The following is a 23,147-nucleotide window of genomic DNA, read 5'->3' as shown; positions in this document are numbered from 1 at the left end:
ATGTCAGTTACAGGAGAGAATGAACAGGGGCTGCGGAAAATAATTGACCTCACAAGATTTGCAAGCATCTTTGTTTTGCTGCTGCATTTTTATTATTTCTGTTACCGGGCTTTTGAGCAATGGGAAATCACCAGTGCCATTACAGACAGGCTGATGAAAAATATCAGCCAGACGGGTTTGTTTAATGGAGTGTTTACTTCAAAACTGATTGCTGTTGGTTTGCTGATCATTTCTCTTCTTGGAGCGCAGGGCAAAAAGGATGAGAAGATAAACAAGCGAAGTATTGCTGCGTATTTACTAATTGGGTTGCTGCTGTTTTTCGGCAGTAGTTGGTTCTTTAGATTGAATGAAGCTATTGAAATTGTAGCGGTCGTTTATATCGCCGTTACAGGCATTGGTTTCTTATTGATATTGGCAGGTGGTAATTTGTTGAGCCGCTTAATCAAATTAAATCTTTCTGATGATGTTTTCAATTCATTGAATGAAACCTTCCCGCAGGAAGAAAGATTACTCACCAACGAATACTCTATCAACCTTCCGGCCAAATATAATTTGAAGCGAGAGGCAAGAAAGAGTTGGATAAACATCATCAATCCATTTCGGGGGTTACTGGTTATCGGCAGCCCGGGTGCAGGTAAAAGCTGGTTTGTTATCCAGCATGTCATCAAGCAGCATATTGAAAAAGGCTTTGCCATGTTTGTATATGATTTTAAGTACGATGACTTAAGCAGGATTGTTTACAACTGGCTGCAGCAAAATAAGCATCGCTATACTGTAAAGCCATCTTTCTATGTTATCAACTTTGATAACCTTTCTGTATCACACCGCTGTAATCCATTAGATCCATCCACGATGAATGATATAACTGACGCTACAGAAAGTGCCAGGACAATTTTGCTGGGTTTAAACAGAGAATGGATAAACAAGCAGGGCGATTTTTTTGTGGAATCTCCTATCAACTTTGTAACTGCCATTATTTGGTTTCTGAGAAAATATGCGGATGGTAAATATTGCACCCTACCGCATGTCATTGAACTGATGCAGGCAGAATATGATGAACTGTTTCCGGTACTCAATACACAAGCAGAGATTGAAGTGTTGGTAAATCCGTTCATCACAGCCTATCAGAACGATGCGATGGAACAATTGGAAGGCCAGGTAGCCTCTGCAAAAATTGGTATGGCCCGTTTGGCTTCTCCGCAGTTGTACTGGGTATTGAGTGGAAATGATTTTACATTAGACATCAACAATCCTAAACATCCCAAAATTGTTTGCGTTGGCAACAACCCTGAGAAGCAACAGATTTATGGTGCTGTGTTATCATTGTATATTTCAAGGCTGGTTCGACAAGTAAATAAAAGGGGGATGCATAAATGCAGTCTGGTGTTTGATGAATTTCCCACTATTTATTTCAATAACATTGATAGTCTCATTGCAACTGCCCGGAGTAACAAAGTAGCCACTACTTTAGCAATGCAGGATTTTAGCCAGTTGAAAAAGGATTATGGAAGAGAACAGGCAGATGTGATTGTAAACATTACCGGTAACATCATTAGTGGTCAGGTAATGGGAGAAACTTCCAAACTCTTATCGGAACGTTTCGGAAAAATTATGCAGGACAGGCAGAGTGTTTCCGTAAACCGTACCGATACCTCTATTAGCCATTCTAAACAGTTGGATAGCGCTATACCAGCTTCCAAAATTGCGGCCCTTTCTTCTGGCGAGTTTGTAGGTATGGTTGCTGATGACCCCCACGAAAAAATCAAACTTAAAATGTTTCATGCGGAGATTATCAACGATACTGATCAACTGAATAAGGAAGTAAGCTTGTACAAAGAAATACCAGTTGTCTCCAACGTAACCCAGCAGCAAGTAATGGATAATTTTTATCAGGTGAAGATGGAGGTAAAACGATTGATTGGGGAAGAGGTTGAGAAATTAAAGTCTTTAAGCAGTTGATTATCAATCCAAATGACTATATCCACAACTTCTGAATAAATTTTTGAATATAAATTAAAATTATTTCGTCAATTTTGTGTCAAATCGTTTGACGGACAAAAAAAATGACACAAATGCAGGATAAAGGAATATTGGATTTACGGAATTTACCGAATGATGAGTTTGAAGAATTATGGAAGCGAATCGTTCTACCGGACAATATAAAGACCCAGCTACAGGCACAGGTTCTTCTTGAACTTACCCTTCGTACACAAATTACATCAAAAGCCGCAGTTCCATTGCATGGGATAATTCTTTTAGTCGGCCCTCCCGGGACCGGAAAAACATCGATTGCGAAAGGTGTTGCGTCAGCTGCTGTTTCTGCGCTGAATAACGCCAAAGTAAAATTCATCGAGGTTGAACCACACAATTTAAGTAGTTCGGCTCTTGGCAAAAGCCAAAGAGAAATAAGAAGATTTTTAGAAGATGTTATAACGGAACACGCAAAGCAGGGACCGCTCATTGTTTTATTAGATGAGGTTGAAACTCTTGTTTCGGACAGAAGCAAAATGAGTATGGAGGCTAACCCTGTTGATGTACACCGTGCTACAGATGCTATGCTGGCCGGACTTGATAATTTGGCTGCAAGATTTCCTCAACTGCTATTTATTGCTACCAGTAATTTTGAAGGGGCACTTGACCCTGCCTTTATCTCAAGGGCTGATTTAGTCTTGAGAATTGATAAACCTACCCGTGAAGCATGTGAAGAAATATTAAAAGATACACTGACGGCTTTTTCTGAGAAATGGAAAGAAATCAAAAAATTAATGACAGATCCAAAATTTCAAAAAGTGGTTGAAGAGGCTGAAGGATTAGACGGGAGACAGATAAGAAAAGCTGTAATAGGCGCACTTACATTAAGTATTGACACCGTCTTAAACCCTAACTTATTAACCAATCAAATGTTATTAAAGTCATTGAAACAAGCCAAAACAATAAAATTATGAGTGTAGTTGCAAGAAAATTTGCAGCCAGCCCTGCAAGAATACCATCAACAACCTGGCAAACAATTGTAAATATAATAGCTGCTGAATCTGATGAAGTTGAGAAGGACTTGAATGACATTGCTGGAATTGCTGCCTCCTTAATCGCTGACGAGACACCGCTTAACGATGCGATAACGATAGTAGGTAATGGGCCACGGCTAAGAGTCTATTGCTTGTATGGAGATGATGCAATCGGTGACGAGGCTAACGAAGCTTCCTTATCCTGGAAGCCTTTTGAAGGGGAATGGAAAATTTACTTCCCGGTTCACCAAGCGGATTACGATTGGGTAACAAAGGCATTGAAGGAAAAAAATAGCCGGTTCAAAACCTATAAGACCGGCGACCAAATTGAGGAAGAAAAAAGTGAAGAAAACAGAAGTGATGGTTTAACACAATTAACAATAAATACAAATAAATTAAAATAGAATGGCCAGTACAGTAACGGTATATACCTATGCCCACAGTGTTGCTTACGTAACTGAAAAAATGCTTAGCTCAATCAAACAAATCATCCGTGATGTTGGATTGGATCCATCGAAGTTTGCAAGCAATTTTAATGTCTACGATGTCGGTGTAAGAACCTGGCTTGAATCAAAGCATTTAAAGCAGGCTGTACTGGAAGTAGCTAACGCATCGGGGTCTTTGGTTACACGTTGCGACTTTTCCATTGATTATAGTTATTCAAGTGGTGAAGGCTCAATGTGGGTTGATACGGATGCAATAAAATATTCGATTACAAAGTTGGGGGTCCTTCCAAGCTCCTGTACATATAGGGTTATTTTAAGTGTAGCTCCCGGAGCGCCACATGTGGATGGCTGGAGTGATTGTGAATTTCTATCAACTGCTGGATTCGTGAAACAAAGTTTAGGAACAACAATAGGAACAAATTCAATCGGTACACAAGCCGGTTATTGGAGGAAAGCATCATGATAACGACAAATGAAGCGTTTAAAAAATTTAAGTCACGTCTCGAATTGAGAGATGCAGAGCAAAAAGATGCAAGCAGGTTACAGAAAGAAATCCGAGAGCATATTGGTAACAATTTTTCAGTGAAAACTGATTTTCTTACTGGTTCTTATGGTCGTCATACGAAGACAAGGCCATTAAAAGATGTTGATATTTTCTTCGTGCTCGATAAAGAAAAGGAAAAAAAATATTTGACAGATCCATTATTGGTTTTAACAGATTTTAAAAAGTGCCTCGTAAAAAAATATGGTGAATCGAAAGTTTCAATTGGCAGAAGGTCCGTTGGAATTGATATTGCATTAGGCACGACCGATGAAGATAAAGTATTAAGTATCGATGCTGTTCCGGCATTTGAAGTCAGTAATTATTATCAAATCCCCGATAATGTACTTGTTGATTGGGTTAAAACAGATCCGCAAATACATGCCGAAAAAGCAACACAGGCAAACAAAGCCTTTGATGGTGAATGGAAACCTATGGTAAAGATGATTAAGAAGTGGAATGAAACACAGGGTAAGCCAATAAAGCCATCCTTCTTAATTGAAGTAATGGCTCTGCAGATTTTGTATCCTCCTTTCTCCGGCGGCTATGTGTATGAATTAAAAAGTTTTTTTGCGACAGCTTTTGACAGAATAAGTGAGACATGGAATGACCCGGCAGGATTAGGTTCGCCTGTGTCCGACCAAATGGATTCATCAAGAATAACTTTGGCAAGACAGAAATTATCTGAGGCAGGGAAATATATTGACCAGGCAATATTATTAGAGAAGCAGGGAAATCAAGGGGGCGCTCTTCGTATTTGGCGGGATAATATTTTTGGTGACATGTTTCCTCTCTCATAGAAGTTATAAAAAATGGCTACAGTAAAAAAGAAAAATTCAATGCCCGTCTTCTCACTTGTATCGCCACAAGCGATGGGAGGAATACATGGTGGTGACGGCTATTCTTATCAAGATCGATACATCGTTTGTAATATTCCAAAATGGATTTCTGACCCCACGTTTGTCCGGCTTATGCCTGAAGGAACAGGCGATGTTGATGTTGTGTTCATACAAAATAGAAAGCATTTCTATGACCACATTCAGGTAAAAAATCATTTAGTAACGAACAGTGAATTTGCAGATGTGATTAAGACATTTTTACAAATTCATTCAGGTACGAAAAAAGTATATCGAACTTTTTATCTGGCCTGTCCGCAGGTAAGCGCCGATATAAGTACATTTTATAATAAACTAACCAGGTATAGGGATGCTCAAAAGCTATATACGGGTTCAGACAAAAAGGCTTTAAAAACTACAGAAGCGGCATTAAGGGCCAGCCTTGCTAAATTAAAGCTTCAAAAATATTATTCTTTTATTGTCAACCACTTTGAACTTGAAATTGGCAAATATGATTTTGGAGATACTATAATTTGTAAAAGGCAGTTTGTAAGTTACCTTAATGAGCATCCCAAGTATAAAGAAAAAGTATTTGAATTATTAAGCCCTGCCTATCCACACTTAATTGAACAAATTGTTTCTAACAGAGGTAAAGTATTTACAGGTCAACTACTACATAAGCTTATTGATGAGGCAATTGCCGGGAAGAAAGCAGGTTTTAAAACTAATGTTATACATATTCATAATTGGGAGAAAGGAATATTTGAACCAAAGGCTAATATTACAATCGATTGGACAAAATATTTTGACCGCTCAATTAAAAAAGTTCCTGATTCAACACTTTGGGATGATGTTTTAGTTCCTGAAATAGTTGCTGCAAAAAATAAGCTGGCTAATAAAACGTCTGTCCGTCATATTACTTTTCGAGGCAAATGTGCTTTGTCAACAGGAATATCACTTGGCATGATTTTTCCAGAAATTGGGAATTGGACATTTGAGTTAATGCAACCGCCATTAATTGATCCGTGGAGGTCGGATGCTGAAAAGAAATTAAAGTACAAGCCTATTTATTCAGAGATAAGCCCATCGACATTGGGCATAAAATCTAAAGGAGATGAACTAGCTATCGTTTTTAATATAACTGGAAAAGCATTAAGTGATGTTGCAGGATTTTTTAAGAGTTCCGCAATGCCACTAAAGAAGATTATCACCATCCAGCCGGAAGCAATACCGGGAACGTTATCGATTAAAAACGATTCAGAAGCTGTAGCTTTGGCCAGTGCATCAAAAGACATAATAAAAAGGATGATCACTAAATATAATTCAAAGAAGATTCATTTATTCTATTTTGGCCCATACGGATTAGCTGTTTTTTTAGGTCAAAAACTTACTTCAGTCGGTTCTATTCAGTTATATGAATTTCAAGATCCAGGATACAAGCCCTCTTGTTTATTAAAATCCTGATTTATGCATACCATTCAACAAAAGTTGTTAAGGCTTGCCGATACCTACAATATCGGTAATATGTCGTTAAGGGATGTGGCTAAAATTATTGATGTACCCCATCCGCAAATCGTTAAACATCACTTGGAGCAACTAGAGCGTAAGGAACTAATAGAATGGGATAGAGAAAACAAAACCATTGTGAAAAAGACTACAGGGGTAGTTTCTAATTCTGATTTCAGTATAGTGCCTGTGTTGGGTTCTGCCAATTGTGGACAGGCTGACATTTATGCTGATGAGAGAATTGAGGGTCATATCAAGGTATCCAGCCTCCTTTTAAAGAATAAGAAATCAGTTTTTGCAATTAAAGCTGTGGGCGCATCAATGAACAAAGCTAATATTGATGGACGAAGTATTGAGGATGGAGACTATGTAATTATTGATTCAACAGATCAAAATATCCGAAGTAATGATTATGTTCTATCTGTGATTGATGAAACGGCTAATATAAAAAAGATTATTATTGACAAGCAGTATGGACAAGTGTGTTTGATTTCAGAATCCACTCATGAATATCCTCCAATCTACATAGATGAATCAGAGGCTACAAAATATTTCGTTAGCGGGAAAGTCATACATGTTATAAAACATCCAGTTAGTTAGTTTGCTTTTATACCAGCATCCGATGAAGTGATACGCTAAGATGCTGTTATAAAAAGCGGAGGAGGTATCACAAAAAAATTATTTCATCTTTTCTTCCTCCACAATCCTCAACAATTCCTGCTCACTCGGCAAATTCACCAAATACTTACTAACAAATATTGACTGAGGCAAGCCCATAGTAGCATATTTTACCAATGCCTCATTTTTACCACTGCAAAGAACAATGCCAATTGGCGGGTTGTCTCCATTATGACTTTCGTTTTCTTTGTAATAGTTCAGGTACATGTTCATTTGTCCGGCATCTGCATGATCAAATTCGCCAATCTTGAGATCCAGCAACACATGACATTTGAGTATTCGGTGGTAAAAGACAAGGTCAATACGATAATGCCGGTTATCGAAAGTGATACGGCGTTGTCGGTGTTCAAAACAAAAGCCCCGACCAAGTTCAAGCAGGAAGTACTGCAGGTTTGAGATGATGCGTTCTTCAAGGTTGCTTTCGGTGTAAGGGGTTTTATCCTCCAGGCCGAGGAATTCAAGAAGATATGTATTCCGGAATAGAGCCTCTGGTAAGCTGTCGGGCTGTTTGTCAAAGTCTTTCAAGGTTGCAGATTTGTCAGTACTTAGCCCGGTCCTCTCACACAACAGGCTTTCGATGGCCCGTTTTAACGTCCTCACACTCCAGTTATTTCGGATGGCTTCTACTTCGTAAAACCGTCTTTTAATTCCGTTTTCAGTCTTTAAAAGCTCAATAAAATGGGAGAAGCTGAGTTGAGTTAGGAGGGTATTAAGATCAGGATCTCTGCCGTTGAAAGGAGCTGTTTCTGCGGACAGTGTCCGCAGAAAGTCAGTTGATTGAAAATCAATCAAATATGATTTTGCGGACGCTGTCCGCAAAATTTGGGGATAGGCCAAATAAAAGTCCTTACACAGATATAAATGTCTCTCCCGGATTGATTTTATCCCATTCTGAGCCAGTCGTTCAGCAATGGCTTTATAAAGTCCGGAGCCATAATCGGCCCTGTCCTTGCCGGATTGTTCATATTCCAGGATATAAAAACCGATGACCCAATTGCGTAGAGTAAGAGAGGTATTCACCTGCTTTTGTGCCTGTAAAAGAAAGTATTGATTGGTTTGTTGAATTGTATTGGTCAACTGTTCCAGATTTCTCACGGTATTCATACTGCTTCATTTTATGTTTTATAAACCGGGGCGATTATCCCAAAGTTTTTTGATCATGTGGGCCTTTTGCACCTGGTCGGCTTTTATATAGCGGCGAAATGCCTTTTCGGTTTTATGCCCGCTAATTGCCATAATGAGATTAGTAGGTGTGCCATCTAAATATTCGTTTGTGCAAAAACTGCGGCGACAGGTATGTGAAGTAACCCATGCATACTTGGGCTTGATTTCTTCAGTAACCTTGTTCCCCCGTTTGTGAGTTATCTTAATTTGCTCATCAATGCCTGCCAACCTTGCTACTTCTTTGATATGATAATTGAGGTTGACATTGCTTACCTGTGGCATTTGCATGTTGTACTTATCAATCAGGATTTTCTTTGCATCTTTCTTTAATGGCACGACAACCGTTGAGTGTGTTTTGGTTTGATTAACGTATAACATACCATCTCTCACTTCCTCCGGTTTAATATCTGAATAATCACTAAACCGAAAACCAGTAAGACAACCTAAAACAAATAAGTCACGGTATTTTTCTAACTGAGTCTGCTTGGATAAATCAAGATGGTATATAGCAGAGATTTCTTTCCAACTGAGATATATTGCATCCACTTCTTCTTCCATTACTTTAAATGCACCTAAATCCATAAACGGGATAACCTTCTTCCGCATCCTGTCTCTCAGAAATGATTTCAAGTGTTTGATGGTTTTGCCAACACTGTTTGCTTTTAATCCTTTAATTAATTCCTTTCTCCGCACCTGCGGCATTTCATAAGTGAGATAGAATACAAAATCTTCGTAAAACTGTGCATCAAAAGAATCAAAAGTGATAGGTTCCTTTCTGTATTCTTCAAACAATCTCAGATGAGCCTTCATGGCATTAATTACGTTGATGGTACATCTCTTTACTGAACCTTCTTTGCTTTTTGAATAATCATCAATATTGCAGAAGACATCTAATGATTTTTTTTCATCGCTCATTTGTTCAAGCCCCCACTTGTCGTTCCGGTTGAAATTTTCCTTCAGGAATTTCATGGGGCAGGTATTTCTCCGCTTCAATGCATAGCTCACCATGTCTTCAGCCTTACGAAGCTTTTGAGTGAGAGATGTTTCGAGTATTTGCACATCTCCGAATTCAGGGGGTAAATCTTTGGAGATTCTTCCTGTTTTTTTATTCCAGTATTGAAATGGAATACTGATGCCAGTGCTTAATACTACACGCTTGTCAGCAGAATGGCAGTATTGCAACGAGACGGGTGTAACACCATTTTTGTTTACCTTTGCCTTTCGGGCAATGAGCTTAATTGGATAACGCATAGCTTGGTCTATTTTTAGGTCTATAAAAGTGTTACCAAGCTTAATAAAGTTAGAATTGAAGTAAATGCTGAGATGTTTATAAATGTTTAAAAACCAGCATTTAGTGTTAAGATAGATAAAGGAAAGTAAAGTTATTTTTGCGGAACAGAACGGTCTTGAGCACCGTCCGGTCCGCTGAAAGAACTACAAACAGTTCAAAAGCCACTTAAAGCGCAAGTTTTAAGTGGCTTTTCTGCTTTTATACTGCAATTACAACCTAATACCTGCAATTCTAAAAGGGAGCAATCGAGGGAGCAAACCACTTAAATATATTTGGTCCCGAATTGAAAAGAAAAACTGACAAAATAGCTGGTTGAACTGATCACTAAAAAAACCAGATACAGTTAATTGAATTTCAGTTTGAAAGCCTACGTAACAAGCGCAAATAGTTGAGGTGCATTTAACCAAATTTTTCACAGTTAAATGTTCACCACATGTCCAATCAACCGCAAACTTTCAGCATCCTTTTCCGGGTTGCGAAAGCAAGAACAAAAAATGGGAAAGCGCCCATCTCTGTCCGTATCACAGTAAACGGGCAACGTGCAGAAATCTCCACTCATCGAAGCGTATCTCCATTTGAATGGGATGCCAAAAATCAACTGTGCACCGCTAAAGGTGCTGAAGCAAGAGAGTTGAATAATCTGCTTGCTGTAATCAAGGGCAAACTTGTTGGCTGCTATGGAAGGTTATTAGCTACGCAAGAGTTTATTACTGCAGAAGCTATAAAGCAAGCTTACACCGGTGTCGTTGAAAAGCCCAGGATGTTACTTGAAATCATTATTCAACACAATAAGGATATAGCTGCCTTAATTGGACAGGAATATTCACGAGCTACTTGGGTGAAATATGAAACCACACGGAAGCATATTAAAGACTTTCTGCTCTACAAGTACAAACGGGCTGACATCAGCTTAAAGGAGTTGAATATCGAGTTTATCTCTGACTTTGAATTCTATCTCAAAACAAAAAAGAAGATTGATCTTAATACAAATGCGAAGTACATTAAGAACTTAAAGAAAATCATTAATGAATGTGTTGCAAAGAACTGGTTACAAAAGCATCCCTTTCTTGGCTATAAGCTAAAAACAAAACAAACAGAGCGGCCTTACTTATCTGAAACTGAATTGAAAAGTTTGGAAGAAAAGGAGTTTATGATTGAACGGCTGGCCCATGTAAGGGACATGTTTGTTTTCAGTTGTTACACCGGTCTTGCTTTTATTGATTTAGCCAATCTTACTAAAGATTCAATCACTATCGGCATTGACGGGGAAAGGTGGATATACACAAGCAGACAGAAAACAAAAACTGCAAGCAGAATACCTCTCCTTCCTCCGGCACTTGCAATCATTGAGAAATATAAAGACCATCCGCAAGCCAACAATAAGATGAAGTTATTGCCAATACCTTCCAATCAGAAAGCAAATGCTTATTTAAAAGAGATTGCTGATTTATGCGGGATCAAAAAGCAACTAACTTTCCATGTTGCCAGGCACACATTTGCTACAACTGTAACGCTCACGAATGGTGTGCCAATTGAAAGCGTAAGCAAGATGCTTGGGCATAAGAAACTTCAGACTACACAGCATTATGCAAAAATTCTTGACAAGAAAGTTAGTGCAGATATGCAAATGCTTCGTGATAAATTTAAAACAGATACGGTAGAAAAAGAAATGACTGGCTCTTAGGCCTGTCATTTTATTATTTCATGCACTATCCATGCTTTATCCCAGGCTTTGGTATGCTTCATATGAGGAAGGACTTCACAAGATCTTCATCTATTTTGGTGTAAGCACAAAACTCTTTGATGGTAATAAACTCCCCGTTTTCTTTTTTGTACTCCTTTCTGATTTTGGCAAGCAGTTTTCTTGCGGCCCGTTCTTTACGGCCGGTGATATTCATAATGTCTTTAGCATAAATAACTATGCGGTTTGGGATTGATTGCTGCATAACCCTGCATGTTCGGAACGCTTGCTTTAAAAGTTGAAAGCTTCATTCTATTCTTGTGTTGTAAACAATGCAAAGTTATTTATCAGGCGCCGGGTAAGTGAATTGCAAAATGTATCAAACTAAAACAATCCAAATCTTATGGCAAGACAAAAAGGGATTATTAAACTCGAAGGCACTATTGCCGACATCAGCTTTTACAAAAGCAAAGATGGTTACCTGGCAAGAGAAAAAGGTGGAGTGCCTGCCGACCGTATCGCCAATGATCCTGCGTTTCAACGGACCCGTGAAAACGGTGCAGAGTTTGGCCGTGCCGGTAAAGCCGGTAAAATTCTGCGAACTGCAATCCGGGGTCTGTTGCAAAATGCAAGTGACAGCAAAATGGTAAGCCGGTTAACTACTGAAATGTTGAAAGTGATCCAGGAAGATGTTACAAACCCCCGTGGTTTACGTAACGTGATCGATGGTGAAGCAGAACTCATTGAAGGTTTTGATTTCAACATCAACGGTAAACTTGGTACCACCATCTATGCACCTTTCACTTCAACCATTGATCGTGCAGCAGGAACGCTTGTAGTGAACATGCCATCCTTTGTTCCATTGAACATGATTGCAGCACCCGGCGGTGCAACACATTTTAAACTCATCTCTGCCGGTGCTGAGATTGATTTTGAAAACGAAGTGTTTGTTGTAGATGCACAGGCGGCTGCTATTCTTCCGTGGGATGCTGTTGGAACTGCGGTAATCAATCTTTCGAATGCGGTGACACCTAACAGCACAAAGCCGTTGTTCCTTGTTCTCGGTATTGAGTTCTACCAACAAGTGAACGGGCAGATGTATGCGTTGAAAAACGGTGCTTACAATGCATTAAACATCGTGAAAGTGGATGGTGGTGTGTAACCTCACCCTAAATCCCCCTCCTTAAAGAGGGGGACTTTGAGAACAAATTATTAATCTTAAAATCCTATGAAAGATGGAACTGGAATTAATCAGAACTTATTTTCCTGACGGCACGAACGGAGAGTTGCTCCATAATAACAAGCGGGTATGTTCAACTATAGAATTGCCATGGCTTGCGAATAAACAAATGATTTCGTGCATACCTGAAGGAAAATATGAACTGACCAAGCGATACAGCCAACGATACAAGCATCATCTGTATGTGAATGATGTTGATGGAAGAACACTGATATTGATTCATGCATACAATGATGCGTTGAAAGAATCTAAAGGCTGTATCGCCCCGGTTTCCATTTGTACCGGTGAAGGAAAAGGAAACAACTCAATGCTTGCATTAAAGAAGCTGCTTGCAATTACATCCATTGAGTTTGAGAAAGGCAACAAAGTATTTATCATAATAAAATCTGTTATCTGATGAAACAATTAATTCAACGGGTGAATGCACCCACACCAAAATTCTTCAAGAAGCTTCGAACAATTGGATTGGCACTGGCAGCAGTTGCCACAACAATTGCTGCTGCACCGGTGGCACTTCCTGCGGTGATCATTAAAGTGGCTGGTTATATTGCGGTGGCCAGTGGTGTATTGAGTGCAGTCAGTCAGACTGCAGTGGAGGGCGAATGATGTTTGATAAAACAACCAAAGCCGGAACTGCAGGCGGCACTCTCCTAAGCATCTTTGCTAATATCAATAGTGAAGATCTGATCAAGACAGCAGTACTTGCTGCCGTTGGTGCAGTCGTGAGTTTTGCAGTTACATTATTGTTGAAGCTTCTTGCAAAACGAATAAAAAAATAATTGCTTCGATTGTGGTGACCGAAGTGATAGCCCAGGATTTTTATCCCGGGCTTTTTTTTGAACGAAAGCCCTCTTAAAACGGAGGCTCACATGATGAGGAATAACACCAGCCCAGGATGGATGAAAACACAAACACACCCAGAGATACATGCCAACATGAAACCCAGATACTGCCAACGAACCAACGATTAACAAGAACTGCCATAACAAACAATTGAAGGATTAAAAAATAAAATGACCGTCCAATGAATGCGAAGGGTTTGTGGCTGGCTGTATAAATGAAAGGCTTGTGTGTTGGCTATGTGTTTATGCTGCGCTGCTTAGGTCTGTGCCCCGGAGCTAACTTGGCGGTAATTTTATTTTTTTTTCAATTGGATGGTTAGTTCTTGCGTTGGTGGTCGGTTTTACATTGTTGTAATTGGCCTCCTGAAAATTGTCGGTTGCGATGCCAGCATAATGCCCCTTATTTAGGGGCATTTTTAATTTGCTGGAAGTATTGCTGCAGTAAAGCTTTTTGCAAATTTTCTGTTGCAATGATTTGTTGTGCAAGATTTGATTTAAGCTGATTGCATTTTTCAAGTGCAGAAAGGATTTCTTGAAATCGTTGCCAATTGGGATGAATGAGCAAAGCAACCTCCCTGATGCATGTGCGGACATCTTCTAAATTGATGTAAGGAATAACAGAGCCACGCTGATGCACTTTAAACTTACCAGACTGATGCAAACCATACACCAGCCAAAAGAAGAATTTGTAATACTCTTCATTTGAGCAAGTGGCAATAAACGAATTTGGCCATGGAGTTAAGGAGGGCTTGCCAGCATTGTTTCCTTTGCAAAGAATAAAAAATGAGTGTTGCGGAATGGAAGCATTTTGATGATAGCAACGAACCATTGGATACATCATAAATTTTGTAACGCTGTTTTTTTGCTATGCGGCAAGACACCACATTTGGCCAGCGATAGGCAACCCAAATGCAGCGTGGGCAGGAAGGCAAGGTTTTTTGCATAAAAAATACTACCCGGAGTGAGTATAAATTAGCGAAGCAAAAAACGAAATGAAGGGTGGAGATTTTTTTGCAAAAACCTGAAGGGCAAACGGAACGAAGTGGAGAGCAGACCTTGCCGACTAAAGAAGCATAACTTGCCTATTGGCTGGCCATAGTGGATTAGGAAGATGTAAATTGGTGATTATTGATAATTAAGGAAATATGAACAACGAATTAGGTTGTTTTACCGAGGAAATGTAAAGACCTATATTGTCAACTTTTACAGCCTTTTTTATACAAGGTGTTCCTTCAGTCTATGTTGCCATTCTACAAAACCTTCTTTAAAAGCTGAGTTGATGTTGCTATGTTCAATAGTACAGAAAGACAAGTCGTTGTCTACTTTGTTACTTTTAAAATTATTCTTGTAAGCTTCTCTACCCATATCCCTAATGATATTGATTATTTCTTCAACTCTTTTAAATTGAAACATTACGTCCGGTTCAATTTTGTCGAAAGACCAAAGATATGTTGCATGTGAATTTAGCAGCTCCCAACAAAAATGATTTTTAGTTTCGCCCTCAATGAAAAATAGAAAACCAAATAAAGGCTTTAGTGTAAAACGTAATTTCTGTTTTGCGGAGTGCTTCGAGCCGGATAAAAATTGAAGATGCTTTGCATTTCTAACATTCCTTATCTCTATTAAGAAGTTTAAAATGTCTTCTTCTGTTTGTTTGAAAACATTTCCATCTTTCAGATCGTCATCGAAACTGTTAAATATGTCGTCTGATGTGAAAAGAGATTTATCAATTGATTTTCGTAAGGGAGTGGATGTAAGATTTGCAACCCGTTCTCGTTTTATACTGTCAATGATATTTTCATTGATACCCGCAATTTCCATAGACGTAGTAACAATATCAGTAACCACGTTGTCTGTTATGGTAAATGTGATGTTTATTATAAACTGCTTTTTGCCACCAAATGCCTTGGGAAAATAAGATTTAACAGCATTAAACTCAGGTAGTAAAAAGTAGTTTTCAATTTTGAGGTTGTATGTATTGTTCAGCATTTTTGATTTGTAGCTAAAAGCAACAAATCCTAAGTTAAAATCAACGTCTTTAAAATAAATCTTTGCCTCTTCTGTAATTTTTTCAATGACTGGCTCTCGTTGCTTAAACTCTACATTGTGCGGTAGAGATGTATTATAATTTATGCTTAGTTTGTCAGCATATTCTTCTGCCTTTGATTTAAACGTACTTAAAAACGATTTCTCTTTGTCTTCATTTGCTCTAGGTGTTTTATCCTCAATTACGATTTCTTCTTTTAGTAATATTGATTTTGTATAACTTCCCAGGTGCCTCTCAATAAAAGACCACTTTAACGGTTTAAAATGGACAAATAATACAGGGGCTTTAGCGTTTTGTTCTTTGAATTTTTCAATATTCTTGGGTTGATAGTCGATTACATCAAGGGTGATTTTGTTTTCGACTTTGTCATAGTCTAATACCTCTACCTCAAAATAAATATCTTGAACTGACCTAAAGCTAAGGTGCGTACCAGCCAAGCTTGTTTGGGAGAGGTTTAAGCTCATTTCAGGCGTCAAAAAAACTTTGTTCTTTGTGATGCGTATGAGTTTTTTTCTTTCCATCTTGAATCATGTATTTACAGTTGCCGAAAAGTTCAAACATAGACAGTGGCCTTTGTCCAATTGGTTTTAAATTTGCAGGTGGGTTTTAGTAGTCGTTTGGTTTTTCATCAAGATGTACAATGGTTAAAGTATTGCCGTTTAGTGTTAGCTCAGTAAAATATGTCTTTCTATCTTCTCCAATATATTCAAGTAGTAGTCGTAAGCCTTGTAATTGGTCCGGGAAATGAGGCTTCATTATTTGATTAGCTTCTTCACCAGTTCCTTCAAAAAATTTTGATGTTTCAGCCCTTAATGATAAGTCCCGGTAAGGTGGGAGATTATTTATTTTCGGCAGCTTTTCTTTCAAATGAAAGAATGAGTTACAGTGATGATGATGAAGCTTTAAGTTAAATAGGCCCACTGATGAATTGTTGTATATTTTCAATTCGTAGTTCCATGCGATATGATTGTACCAAATAACTTGCATTATTGAAATGGGAGTGTTCCCGTATATTTCATTTGTCTTTTGACTTGCTCCTTGAGGTCTTTTAAAACCATGAGTCCAGATAAGCTCGGCTTCAGCATATGGCCTTGATTGGTCTGCTTTTGGCGTGTCCGTATAATTCTTTTGTTGCAGCGCTTTAAAAGCTTCGTCTTCTGCGTCTATTTTCCATTTTTCCAATAACGACACACTGTACTTAGCAGTGTCTTTATCAATAAGAGTAGAACAATTCTGGCATAGCCAAATTGCGTTGTCTATATCAGCTCGTTCTTCTTGTGTCAAGTCAGAATTGTAACGTGGGCCGCCTACCGAAGCAGCTGTAATATGTGCTGCTACTCCAATTAGAACAGTCTTGTTAGGGTCAGAGTTGGGTCCAATGGTAGGTTTTCTACAGTCAGGGTTGCTACATTTATATGTGACCCTTTTAGCTAAAATTTCTTTTGTTTTTGCTGAAAAATCATCTCTCATAAAATGTATGTTAGCGGTATTACTTTTCGTTTTGTATTTTCTCGTGTAAAATTATTGTGTCCAAAAGCGGCAATATTTCATTAAATGGCTTCACAAATACAGACTTTGTACCTTCAATAACTGAACAAAGAACACCTATACATTTTCCATCCTGATTTAAAACTGGGGACCCGCTTAAGCCAGCCCAATCTTCATAATCTGCGATTTCGTCTTGTGTGTTTAGAAGAAGGTAACGTCCAAATTTGGCAATAAACTTTAGGTCAGATTTAAAAGTACTATCCCAATGCAAAAATAAACCTTTAAAACGTGGTCTAATTTTACCGAATATAAAAAAGGTATCAGCCGATAGTGGTTCTATTATATGTTCATCCATAAATTCAAACTTCAGCTCTTTAGGCGCAACAAGTGACTTCCCATTTTCATCTTTGATATCTTCATCAGTAACAAATGGGGCTTCAAACTTTTTTTTATCTACGAGACTTATCGCTACATCAATTAATTGAGGATTTAAGTCCTCCTTTGCAATGTCGAAACTTTCCATATAGTAAAAGCCTCCAATTGGAGTCATCATTGTTGTGAATGTTTCTCTGTCACTTATGTTGTTGAAAACACAAAGAAAATTATCTACACCTGTTCTTTCGTTTATTTTATGATCGTCAATGTGTATGTTATGGTCTGCAGTAAGAAAAAATAGATTGCTTTTATAGTTTAAGAAAAAACCTGCACCAAAGGCTATTGGTATGCTTTGAAATGATTTTTCTTTACTTATGACAATTTGATACGTAGTCTTCACCAAAATTTCAGTCAAGGGAAACTCTTTTTCAATTACGTTACTCATATATTAAAGTGTGAAAATGTGTAATACTGATAATGGTTGTATTTATGAAAGATTTATAACTCTGTTTCGCATTGTAAGCTAATTTAATGTGTATTTAATAAAGAAAATGTGTGGCTGCTTGAATTATTGAATTTCCCGGTAAAAGCGCCTGCGGCAAAAAAGAAGCAGCGCCCGCCGGGAGTAACGGCGGGGAAGGGCGGGAGCAGAGCGAGCCATGAGGAGCCGGAGAGAGGGACGAACGGAGGCGACGGCGAGCCCCCGCAAGGGGCCAGCAGTAAAGCAGCAGCCCCATTTCAGGCCGAAGGAAAAGAAGCTAAGCTATGGGGCTGCTGCGGTGCTGGCTACATAGGGAGTCCGTGCCGTAATTTATGCGAAGCTTACGGCACGGGCGGACGTATGCAAGTGAACTGAAGTGCAGCTTTGCGAACTGGAGGTACGACAGCAGCAATTAGCAGCACACAGTGAACGCAGCCTGAAGGGGCGGCCGGCGAGCAAAAAAGTGTGGCAGCGGGTGGACTGAACAGTACTGAATGAAACCCGACGGAATGCAGTGCAATGGAACCCGGTGAGCGGTGTGTGCAGGCTTGCGGAAGTGCATGTGCATCCTGCGAAGGGTGTGCTTGTGTGTTGGGCAGGATGCCAAGCGCTGGAGCATTAAAGGGTCAGCGAACGAGGTGCAATGAAACGCAATGCAGGAGTGGTTGAATGAAGGGCTGTGAAGGACACAGGAGCTGCCGTGAGGAATGCGAAGGAGCTGCAAGCAATATGACAAACTGCAGAGTGAAACGGAGCACCCGAGACATGATAAGGGACGAAGCATGCGAAGGGCATTGCAGCTATAAAAATGCCTGTAAGGAACAGCTATTGAATTCATTTTTTTTGCTGCAATGGTTTGGCATACCTGCTTGCCGACGACAAATGACGAACACCATTTTACCGGTCTTTGCCAGCAGAGAGAAACGGCGCTGCAACTAAATAAAGTCGTGGCTTTGCCACACAAAATGGAAAAGCAGAGTTGACCATGTGCGAAGGCCAAGGAAGCGTGGCTTGGCAGTTGTTGCACTGACGCTGCTGATCGGCTTGCCGTCACTGCATCCGGACAAGTACTGCCAGAGGTGGCAATTGAAACGGATGATGGTAGCCGGAAGGCGGTTTGATTGATCCTGTATGCATTTCAATCAAATATGTATTTGTACAGGATAAATCAAACGGCCTGGAGCGACTTTGTTATAATTTATTTCACCAACAGTAGGCAGAATTGTAAGAAGCGATTAAATAACGTAAGGCATTGTTCTTTATCTCTAAGCACCTCATAAGCCTTCATTGTATTAACAAATCCTCCATGTCCTGAATGAAGTGATAGGTAATCAAGGGCCTCTTTTTGGGTGTTACTGTTGCCCAAAGCAGCAGCAAGTCCAAAGTGAAGAAACGATGCATTATGTGTAAAATAATCAGAATGTGGATATAGATTTTTTTCCATAACCTTTAAAAATGGAGATATATTTCCTAGTATTTCATAAGTTTTATTAACCAATGTTGACCATGATTCCTGATTATGCAGAAGCACACTATCACTCTTGTACAACTTATCATATAAAAGATTAATGGCTCTTTTAGTTTTCGCAGATGAAATTTTATACATAAACGCTTTTTCCCTGATTGGGTCATAAGCAGATTTATAAGAATTGTCATCCTTTCGCCGTGGAATATTAAATGGCTTGTTGTAATGAGTGCACAACGACTTATAATTTTCTAAGTCCTCCGAAATGCTATCGCTAAAATTCAGATATTCATAATTCTGAGAGAGTACTTCTTCTATTTGGGAATAAGCACTTTCAAATGCTTTGGCTCTTTCTGCATCAGAATAAAAATAATTTAACGCTGCTGCTAAGTAAGTTTTAAATTTTTCAAAATAATAATCTTCATTTGGTTTGCCATTATTTCTATAACCAATAGAAATGGCATCAAGCTCCCCTTCCAAGTTTTCGAAAGGAAGTCCGTCTTCGATTTTGGCTCTTATAATAGCCGCTTTTGTTGAATTTCCAATGTTACCCAAATCTGACTTCAGTTTCTTTACTAGTTTCTCTGTCAAACTCATATCGTATAAGGCAACAGTTTTGATGAATGTATAAGGGCCATGCTGGGTGCCTTTACCATCGGTTATTTTACTCACACGGATTGCAAGCGACAGAATTTCAAACGCACATTTATTCAACTTTTTTTCGTCTAGCCACCTGTTTCTTAAAACAATTTCAAAGGCATCTACCAAAAGATAGCTGACGATATAATCTTTACGCCAACCGTGACGCAGAATACCATCGTTAATTCCTTTAATAAAATATTCAACAGATTTAGTATCGTTTACCTCGGAAAATAAAATCGATAACTCAAAGCAGTAATCAATATAATCCTGGAAGAAGCCATCTGATTTATTCAAGTCTTTTTCAAATGACTCTAAAACAGGTTCTGTTATCAACGACAAATAAAGCTTGTTATCCGTATGCTTTAAGTTGAGAAAGAATTCAAAAGGATTTATGTTGTATTCGGATCGAACAGTTATTTTGATAAGTTTTTTCAGAAAATTAATGTCAGACCACCCATGATTAATAATGCAAGCTAAAAGCTGAGTTATTTCTGATGTGAAGTAACTTTCGAATTTATTTTCATTATACAGAGTGCAGTATTTAACAAAATCGCCACAAATTGAGGCAACGTTTCTTTCCTTCGATAGCAACAATACAAATTCCTTGAACAGGGTACAAAATATACCTAATTCATTATAGATGTACAGACTGCTTTTTCGTTGCTCGTTTAAAAACAATGAGAATGTGTAGCGATCAAAAATAAAAGAAAGCACTGCACATTGAAAAGCAACTCCCCGCATTTTAAGATCAATTCCTCGCAGCTTTTCCAATTCCTGGAATCTGCTTTTTGCAGCGTTAAATTCCTCTTCCAAGACTGCTTTCCCTAAGATCTTTTTAAAAAACACATAGGCAAAGTGAAACTCAGTCACTTGAAACCTGTTGCTGTCAATTGAGGTATCTATGAATTTTCGAATATCTGCATTGGAATAAAAGTAAGGTAGGAATTCAGGAGTTGATAGGACTTCTAATAATGAAAGGAATTGAAATTTATCAAATTGATCAAGAATAGTCCCCAATTCGTTTATCTTATATTCAACCCCAATTCGTATAAAGTCGTTAATCAATTTCTTTTTGCCTTGTTCTTCACGACTTTCATAATCCATGCCCTTCATAAGCGGATAGTTTCGTTTTATTTCGTCATCATAAACATCAGCAATGCTTTTATTTGAAATGACAACCAGGTGATAGAGATAACTATACCATTCCTTCCAATAGGGGTCAAGAAGAGTATCATTGTAGATTTTTTGATATTTTGAAGCAAAACCTTCCTTAGCATAAATTGCTCTAAGTTCTTCTATTTGTGAGAATATTGATTGCTGAAATCTTGTTTTACCATGTTTATGAAGCTCTGCATTAAGTTTTAACAAGTTGGTCATATGTTCTTCCCAAATGTTTTTCAAATACTGTTCGTCAGGGAATCGTGCACTACTTTGTCTATAATCTTTGATTGCCTGTTTTAAAAACGCAGGTTTAATGAAAAGCTCTTCTGCAATTTGCAGAGACTCATCATTAATGATTTGTTCAAAAACACCGGGGCTTTGGACAGAGAGAGCTGTTACAAATTGCTTTGAATCTTTATAGTAAGCATTGTCTGCGCCCCACCCTTTATGCTTACCTAAATAAACATCAATAAGATTCAGACCAAGAAACCCTGTCAAATTGTTCTCTTTTTGATATTCACTTCTGAGGAAAGGAAGAAAAAGGGTTTCAAAAAAATCATGGCTTGAGAGAACCTTTAACTTCCGAATAATAGAAGGGTTGATTTCAAACTCTTTTTTAAGCTTTTGGGCAAAAAAGAATTCTTGGTACCGCCTATGTTGATATATGAAATTGGTCTCTGAGGGTTGAGAATTATTTCTTTCGAAAAATAACGCAGCCAAATAATCAGTTAAAATATTTACGGAACGATAGTCGAGTCTTGGGTATCTTTTAATAATAAACTCCTGCAGCTCATTTTGTGGAAATCGAAATTGAAACCTTGTCTGAAAAAAATAGGACAGCTCCTGATTTAGTTCCAATATCTCTTTTTCTTTAGGATTTAGCAAATTCAGTTCTTCAATGTTTTTGTGATGTTTTGGATCTTGTATTAAATGAGTAACCTTTTTCTCTAATAAATGTATTGTTGTACTATCAGGGCCCAATTCTTCGATTATTTCCCATAAAATAGTAATAAGAAGAACGTCTTTTATTTCGCCAAGCAATGAGCTATTTTCCTTTTGAAGAAGAGCAAGTTTTTGGGTTTTATTTATATTTCCTTTTGCTTTGAAATATTTTAATGTGTATGAATAATCAAGCTGGTCAATTTTATAGTCAGTAATTGTTTTCAAATAATTTCTTGCTCTTAAAGCATTTAGATTACCAGACCTGCAACTGATAATTATTTTAGCTGTCTGTGCATGATTGCATAACTCTGCAATATATGATAGTGCTTGATTTGCTTTGAATTCATTCAGTTCATCTAATCCGTCAAACAAATAAATAAAACTTAGTGCCTTTCTTCTAAGGTTGTTATCCGTTTGCCTACCCCTGATAATATTTTCCAGTGTATCGGAATTACAAAGTTTAAGATTGATAAGCATTGGCACAGCTCCCTGCTTAACTATAACAGATAACATTTTTGTATCAGTTTTTTGGTCGAGTCCTCCAAATTTTTGAAATAGCCTATGCATCAAAATACTTTTGCCTGACCCCGGGCTTCCAGAAATAACGAAAATGTTGGAACCCGGTTTAAGTATTTCAGTGGTTAAATCGATGCCTCCTTTAAATCCATCAGCTGATAAAGGAAGATTTATGAAAGATGCCGAAAGTAACAGCGTGTTAATTTCCGGTGAGATGTTGTTTTTTATAAAACCCAGCTCATGGCCTAACCCAAAGTATAACTGAGCCAGATCAAGATTCCCTGGTTGAAAGAGAAGTGACTGAAAATTGCTTTCAGTAATCCATTGAATTTTTACAGGGTTTGCTTTTGTCTCAATGTCTTTTTTATATTTAGGACTTCCTGATCCAAATGATTGATGCGTATAAAGTACAATCCTAGTTAATCCGGGATAAGCTTTCTTTGCCTTTGCTATTGAATGATTAATTTGATCAATAGAACTTTTGTCTGAGAGTTTATTGTCGAAAAACTTTGATTGAAAACCTATTACTTCTTTCCCGTTTGTTATAGGATAAGTTTCAAGACCTACCTGATTATAGTCAACCCGAATACCTTCCAGTTGTTTATACTTTCTGCAAAAAAGGTGATAACATAATTCTTCAAATGCCTTCGTATTGTCTTCATTCTTAACTCTGAAAATTTGCCAGTTTATTTTTAACGCCATACCAGGTGTAGATTAATTGGGTAAAGTAAAATAGTCTTAAAAATAAAACAAGTTTAATGACTTTCGACTATTGATGGTTGAGATGATTTGAATAATTT

20 protein-coding genes are annotated in these 23,147 nt (G+C 38.2%); 12 read left to right on the top strand and 8 right to left on the bottom strand.

Annotation, left to right across the window (positions count from 1 at the left end; genetic code table 11):
• The 7 genes from mobC (at position 1) to IQ13_RS05140 (ending at position 6,934) form a co-directional block, all read left to right on the top strand.
• Positions 1–1,959, top strand: coding sequence for a conjugal transfer protein MobC (gene mobC / locus IQ13_RS05170; RefSeq protein ID WP_144884980.1), 1,959 nt, complete (start codon positions 1–3; stop codon positions 1,957–1,959).
• A 113-nt stretch (positions 1,960–2,072) separates the two neighbouring features.
• Positions 2,073–2,945 (top strand): AAA family ATPase, encoded by an 873-nt coding sequence (locus IQ13_RS05165; RefSeq protein ID WP_158637317.1) that lies wholly within the window; start codon positions 2,073–2,075, stop codon positions 2,943–2,945.
• A complete protein-coding gene (locus tag IQ13_RS05160) occupies positions 2,942–3,409 on the top strand; it encodes a CBASS system Cap8 protein (RefSeq protein WP_144884978.1) in 468 nt (155 codons plus the stop codon). Before IQ13_RS05165 ends, IQ13_RS05160 begins: the two co-directional genes overlap by 4 nt.
• Position 3,410: 1 nt before the next feature.
• On the top strand, positions 3,411–3,914 hold the full coding sequence (locus IQ13_RS05155) for an HORMA domain containing protein (RefSeq protein ID WP_144884977.1): 504 nt from the start codon (positions 3,411–3,413) through the stop codon (positions 3,912–3,914).
• Positions 3,911–4,792, top strand: coding sequence for a CBASS oligonucleotide cyclase (locus IQ13_RS05150; protein WP_144884976.1), 882 nt, complete (start codon positions 3,911–3,913; stop codon positions 4,790–4,792). Before IQ13_RS05155 ends, IQ13_RS05150 begins: the two co-directional genes overlap by 4 nt.
• Positions 4,793–4,804: 12 nt before the next feature.
• Positions 4,805–6,292: an SAVED domain-containing protein gene (locus IQ13_RS05145; RefSeq protein ID WP_144884975.1), complete on the top strand. Its 1,488-nt coding sequence runs from the start codon at positions 4,805–4,807 to the stop codon at positions 6,290–6,292.
• Between the two features lie 3 nt (positions 6,293–6,295).
• Positions 6,296–6,934, top strand: a complete 639-nt coding sequence (locus IQ13_RS05140; RefSeq protein WP_144884974.1) for a LexA family protein — start codon at positions 6,296–6,298, stop codon at positions 6,932–6,934.
• A 78-nt stretch (positions 6,935–7,012) separates the two neighbouring features.
• Here the strand turns inward: IQ13_RS05140 and IQ13_RS05135 are convergent, their stop codons facing one another.
• Both IQ13_RS05135 and IQ13_RS05130 read right to left on the bottom strand, forming a co-directional pair.
• Positions 7,013–8,116: a PDDEXK nuclease domain-containing protein gene (locus IQ13_RS05135; protein WP_144884973.1), complete on the bottom strand. Its 1,104-nt coding sequence runs from the start codon at positions 8,114–8,116 to the stop codon at positions 7,013–7,015.
• An 18-nt stretch (positions 8,117–8,134) separates the two neighbouring features.
• On the bottom strand, positions 8,135–9,427 hold the full coding sequence (locus IQ13_RS05130) for a site-specific integrase (RefSeq protein WP_144884972.1): 1,293 nt from the start codon (positions 9,425–9,427) through the stop codon (positions 8,135–8,137).
• 473 nt (positions 9,428–9,900) lie between these two features.
• Here IQ13_RS05130 and IQ13_RS05125 point away from each other — a divergent pair, with 473 nt between their 5' ends.
• Complete coding sequence (locus tag IQ13_RS05125) at positions 9,901–11,151, top strand: site-specific integrase (protein WP_144884971.1); 1,251 nt, start codon at positions 9,901–9,903, stop codon at positions 11,149–11,151.
• Between the two features lie 58 nt (positions 11,152–11,209).
• Here the strand turns inward: IQ13_RS05125 and IQ13_RS05120 are convergent, their stop codons facing one another.
• A complete protein-coding gene (locus tag IQ13_RS05120; RefSeq protein WP_144884970.1) occupies positions 11,210–11,413 on the bottom strand; it encodes a hypothetical protein in 204 nt (67 codons plus the stop codon).
• 138 nt (positions 11,414–11,551) lie between these two features.
• Here IQ13_RS05120 and IQ13_RS05115 point away from each other — a divergent pair, with 138 nt between their 5' ends.
• From IQ13_RS05115 to IQ13_RS21465, 4 genes are all read left to right on the top strand, one after another.
• Positions 11,552–12,310, top strand: coding sequence for a hypothetical protein (locus IQ13_RS05115; protein ID WP_144884969.1), 759 nt, complete (start codon positions 11,552–11,554; stop codon positions 12,308–12,310).
• Positions 12,311–12,383: 73 nt separating this feature from the next.
• Complete coding sequence (locus IQ13_RS05110; RefSeq protein WP_144884968.1) at positions 12,384–12,785, top strand: DUF5675 family protein; 402 nt, start codon at positions 12,384–12,386, stop codon at positions 12,783–12,785.
• Positions 12,785–12,994: a hypothetical protein gene (locus IQ13_RS05105; RefSeq protein WP_144884967.1), complete on the top strand. Its 210-nt coding sequence runs from the start codon at positions 12,785–12,787 to the stop codon at positions 12,992–12,994. The genes IQ13_RS05110 and IQ13_RS05105 overlap by 1 nt, the downstream gene beginning before the upstream one ends.
• Positions 12,991–13,167, top strand: a complete 177-nt coding sequence (locus IQ13_RS21465) for a hypothetical protein (protein ID WP_199758173.1) — start codon at positions 12,991–12,993, stop codon at positions 13,165–13,167. Before IQ13_RS05105 ends, IQ13_RS21465 begins: the two co-directional genes overlap by 4 nt.
• Before the next feature lie 463 nt (positions 13,168–13,630).
• Here IQ13_RS21465 and IQ13_RS05100 read toward each other — a convergent pair whose 3' ends face one another.
• From IQ13_RS05100 to IQ13_RS05080, 5 genes are all read right to left on the bottom strand, one after another.
• Positions 13,631–14,071 carry a DUF6943 family protein gene (locus IQ13_RS05100; RefSeq protein ID WP_144884966.1) on the bottom strand — a complete coding sequence of 147 codons (441 nt, stop codon included), beginning with the start codon at positions 14,069–14,071 and terminating at the stop codon, positions 13,631–13,633.
• Positions 14,072–14,445: 374 nt separating this feature from the next.
• Positions 14,446–15,798: a hypothetical protein gene (locus IQ13_RS05095; RefSeq protein ID WP_144884965.1), complete on the bottom strand. Its 1,353-nt coding sequence runs from the start codon at positions 15,796–15,798 to the stop codon at positions 14,446–14,448.
• An 85-nt stretch (positions 15,799–15,883) separates the two neighbouring features.
• Positions 15,884–16,747, bottom strand: coding sequence for a hypothetical protein (locus IQ13_RS05090; RefSeq protein WP_144884964.1), 864 nt, complete (start codon positions 16,745–16,747; stop codon positions 15,884–15,886).
• Positions 16,748–16,766: 19 nt separating this feature from the next.
• The gene (locus IQ13_RS05085; protein WP_144884963.1) at positions 16,767–17,585 is read right to left on the bottom strand and encodes a hypothetical protein; all 819 of its coding nucleotides are present in this window, start codon (positions 17,583–17,585) and stop codon (positions 16,767–16,769) included.
• A gap of 1,234 nt (positions 17,586–18,819) precedes the next feature.
• A complete protein-coding gene (locus tag IQ13_RS05080; RefSeq protein ID WP_144884962.1) occupies positions 18,820–23,049 on the bottom strand; it encodes an NACHT domain-containing protein in 4,230 nt (1,409 codons plus the stop codon).
• Positions 23,050–23,147 lie beyond the last annotated feature (98 nt).

It is taken from the genome of Lacibacter cauensis, from assembly GCF_007830055.1.
Lineage (GTDB): Bacteria > Bacteroidota > Bacteroidia > Chitinophagales > Chitinophagaceae > Lacibacter > Lacibacter cauensis.
The sequence above is the reverse complement of the archived record's forward strand: the minus strand, read 5'-3'. Positions and strand labels throughout refer to the sequence as shown.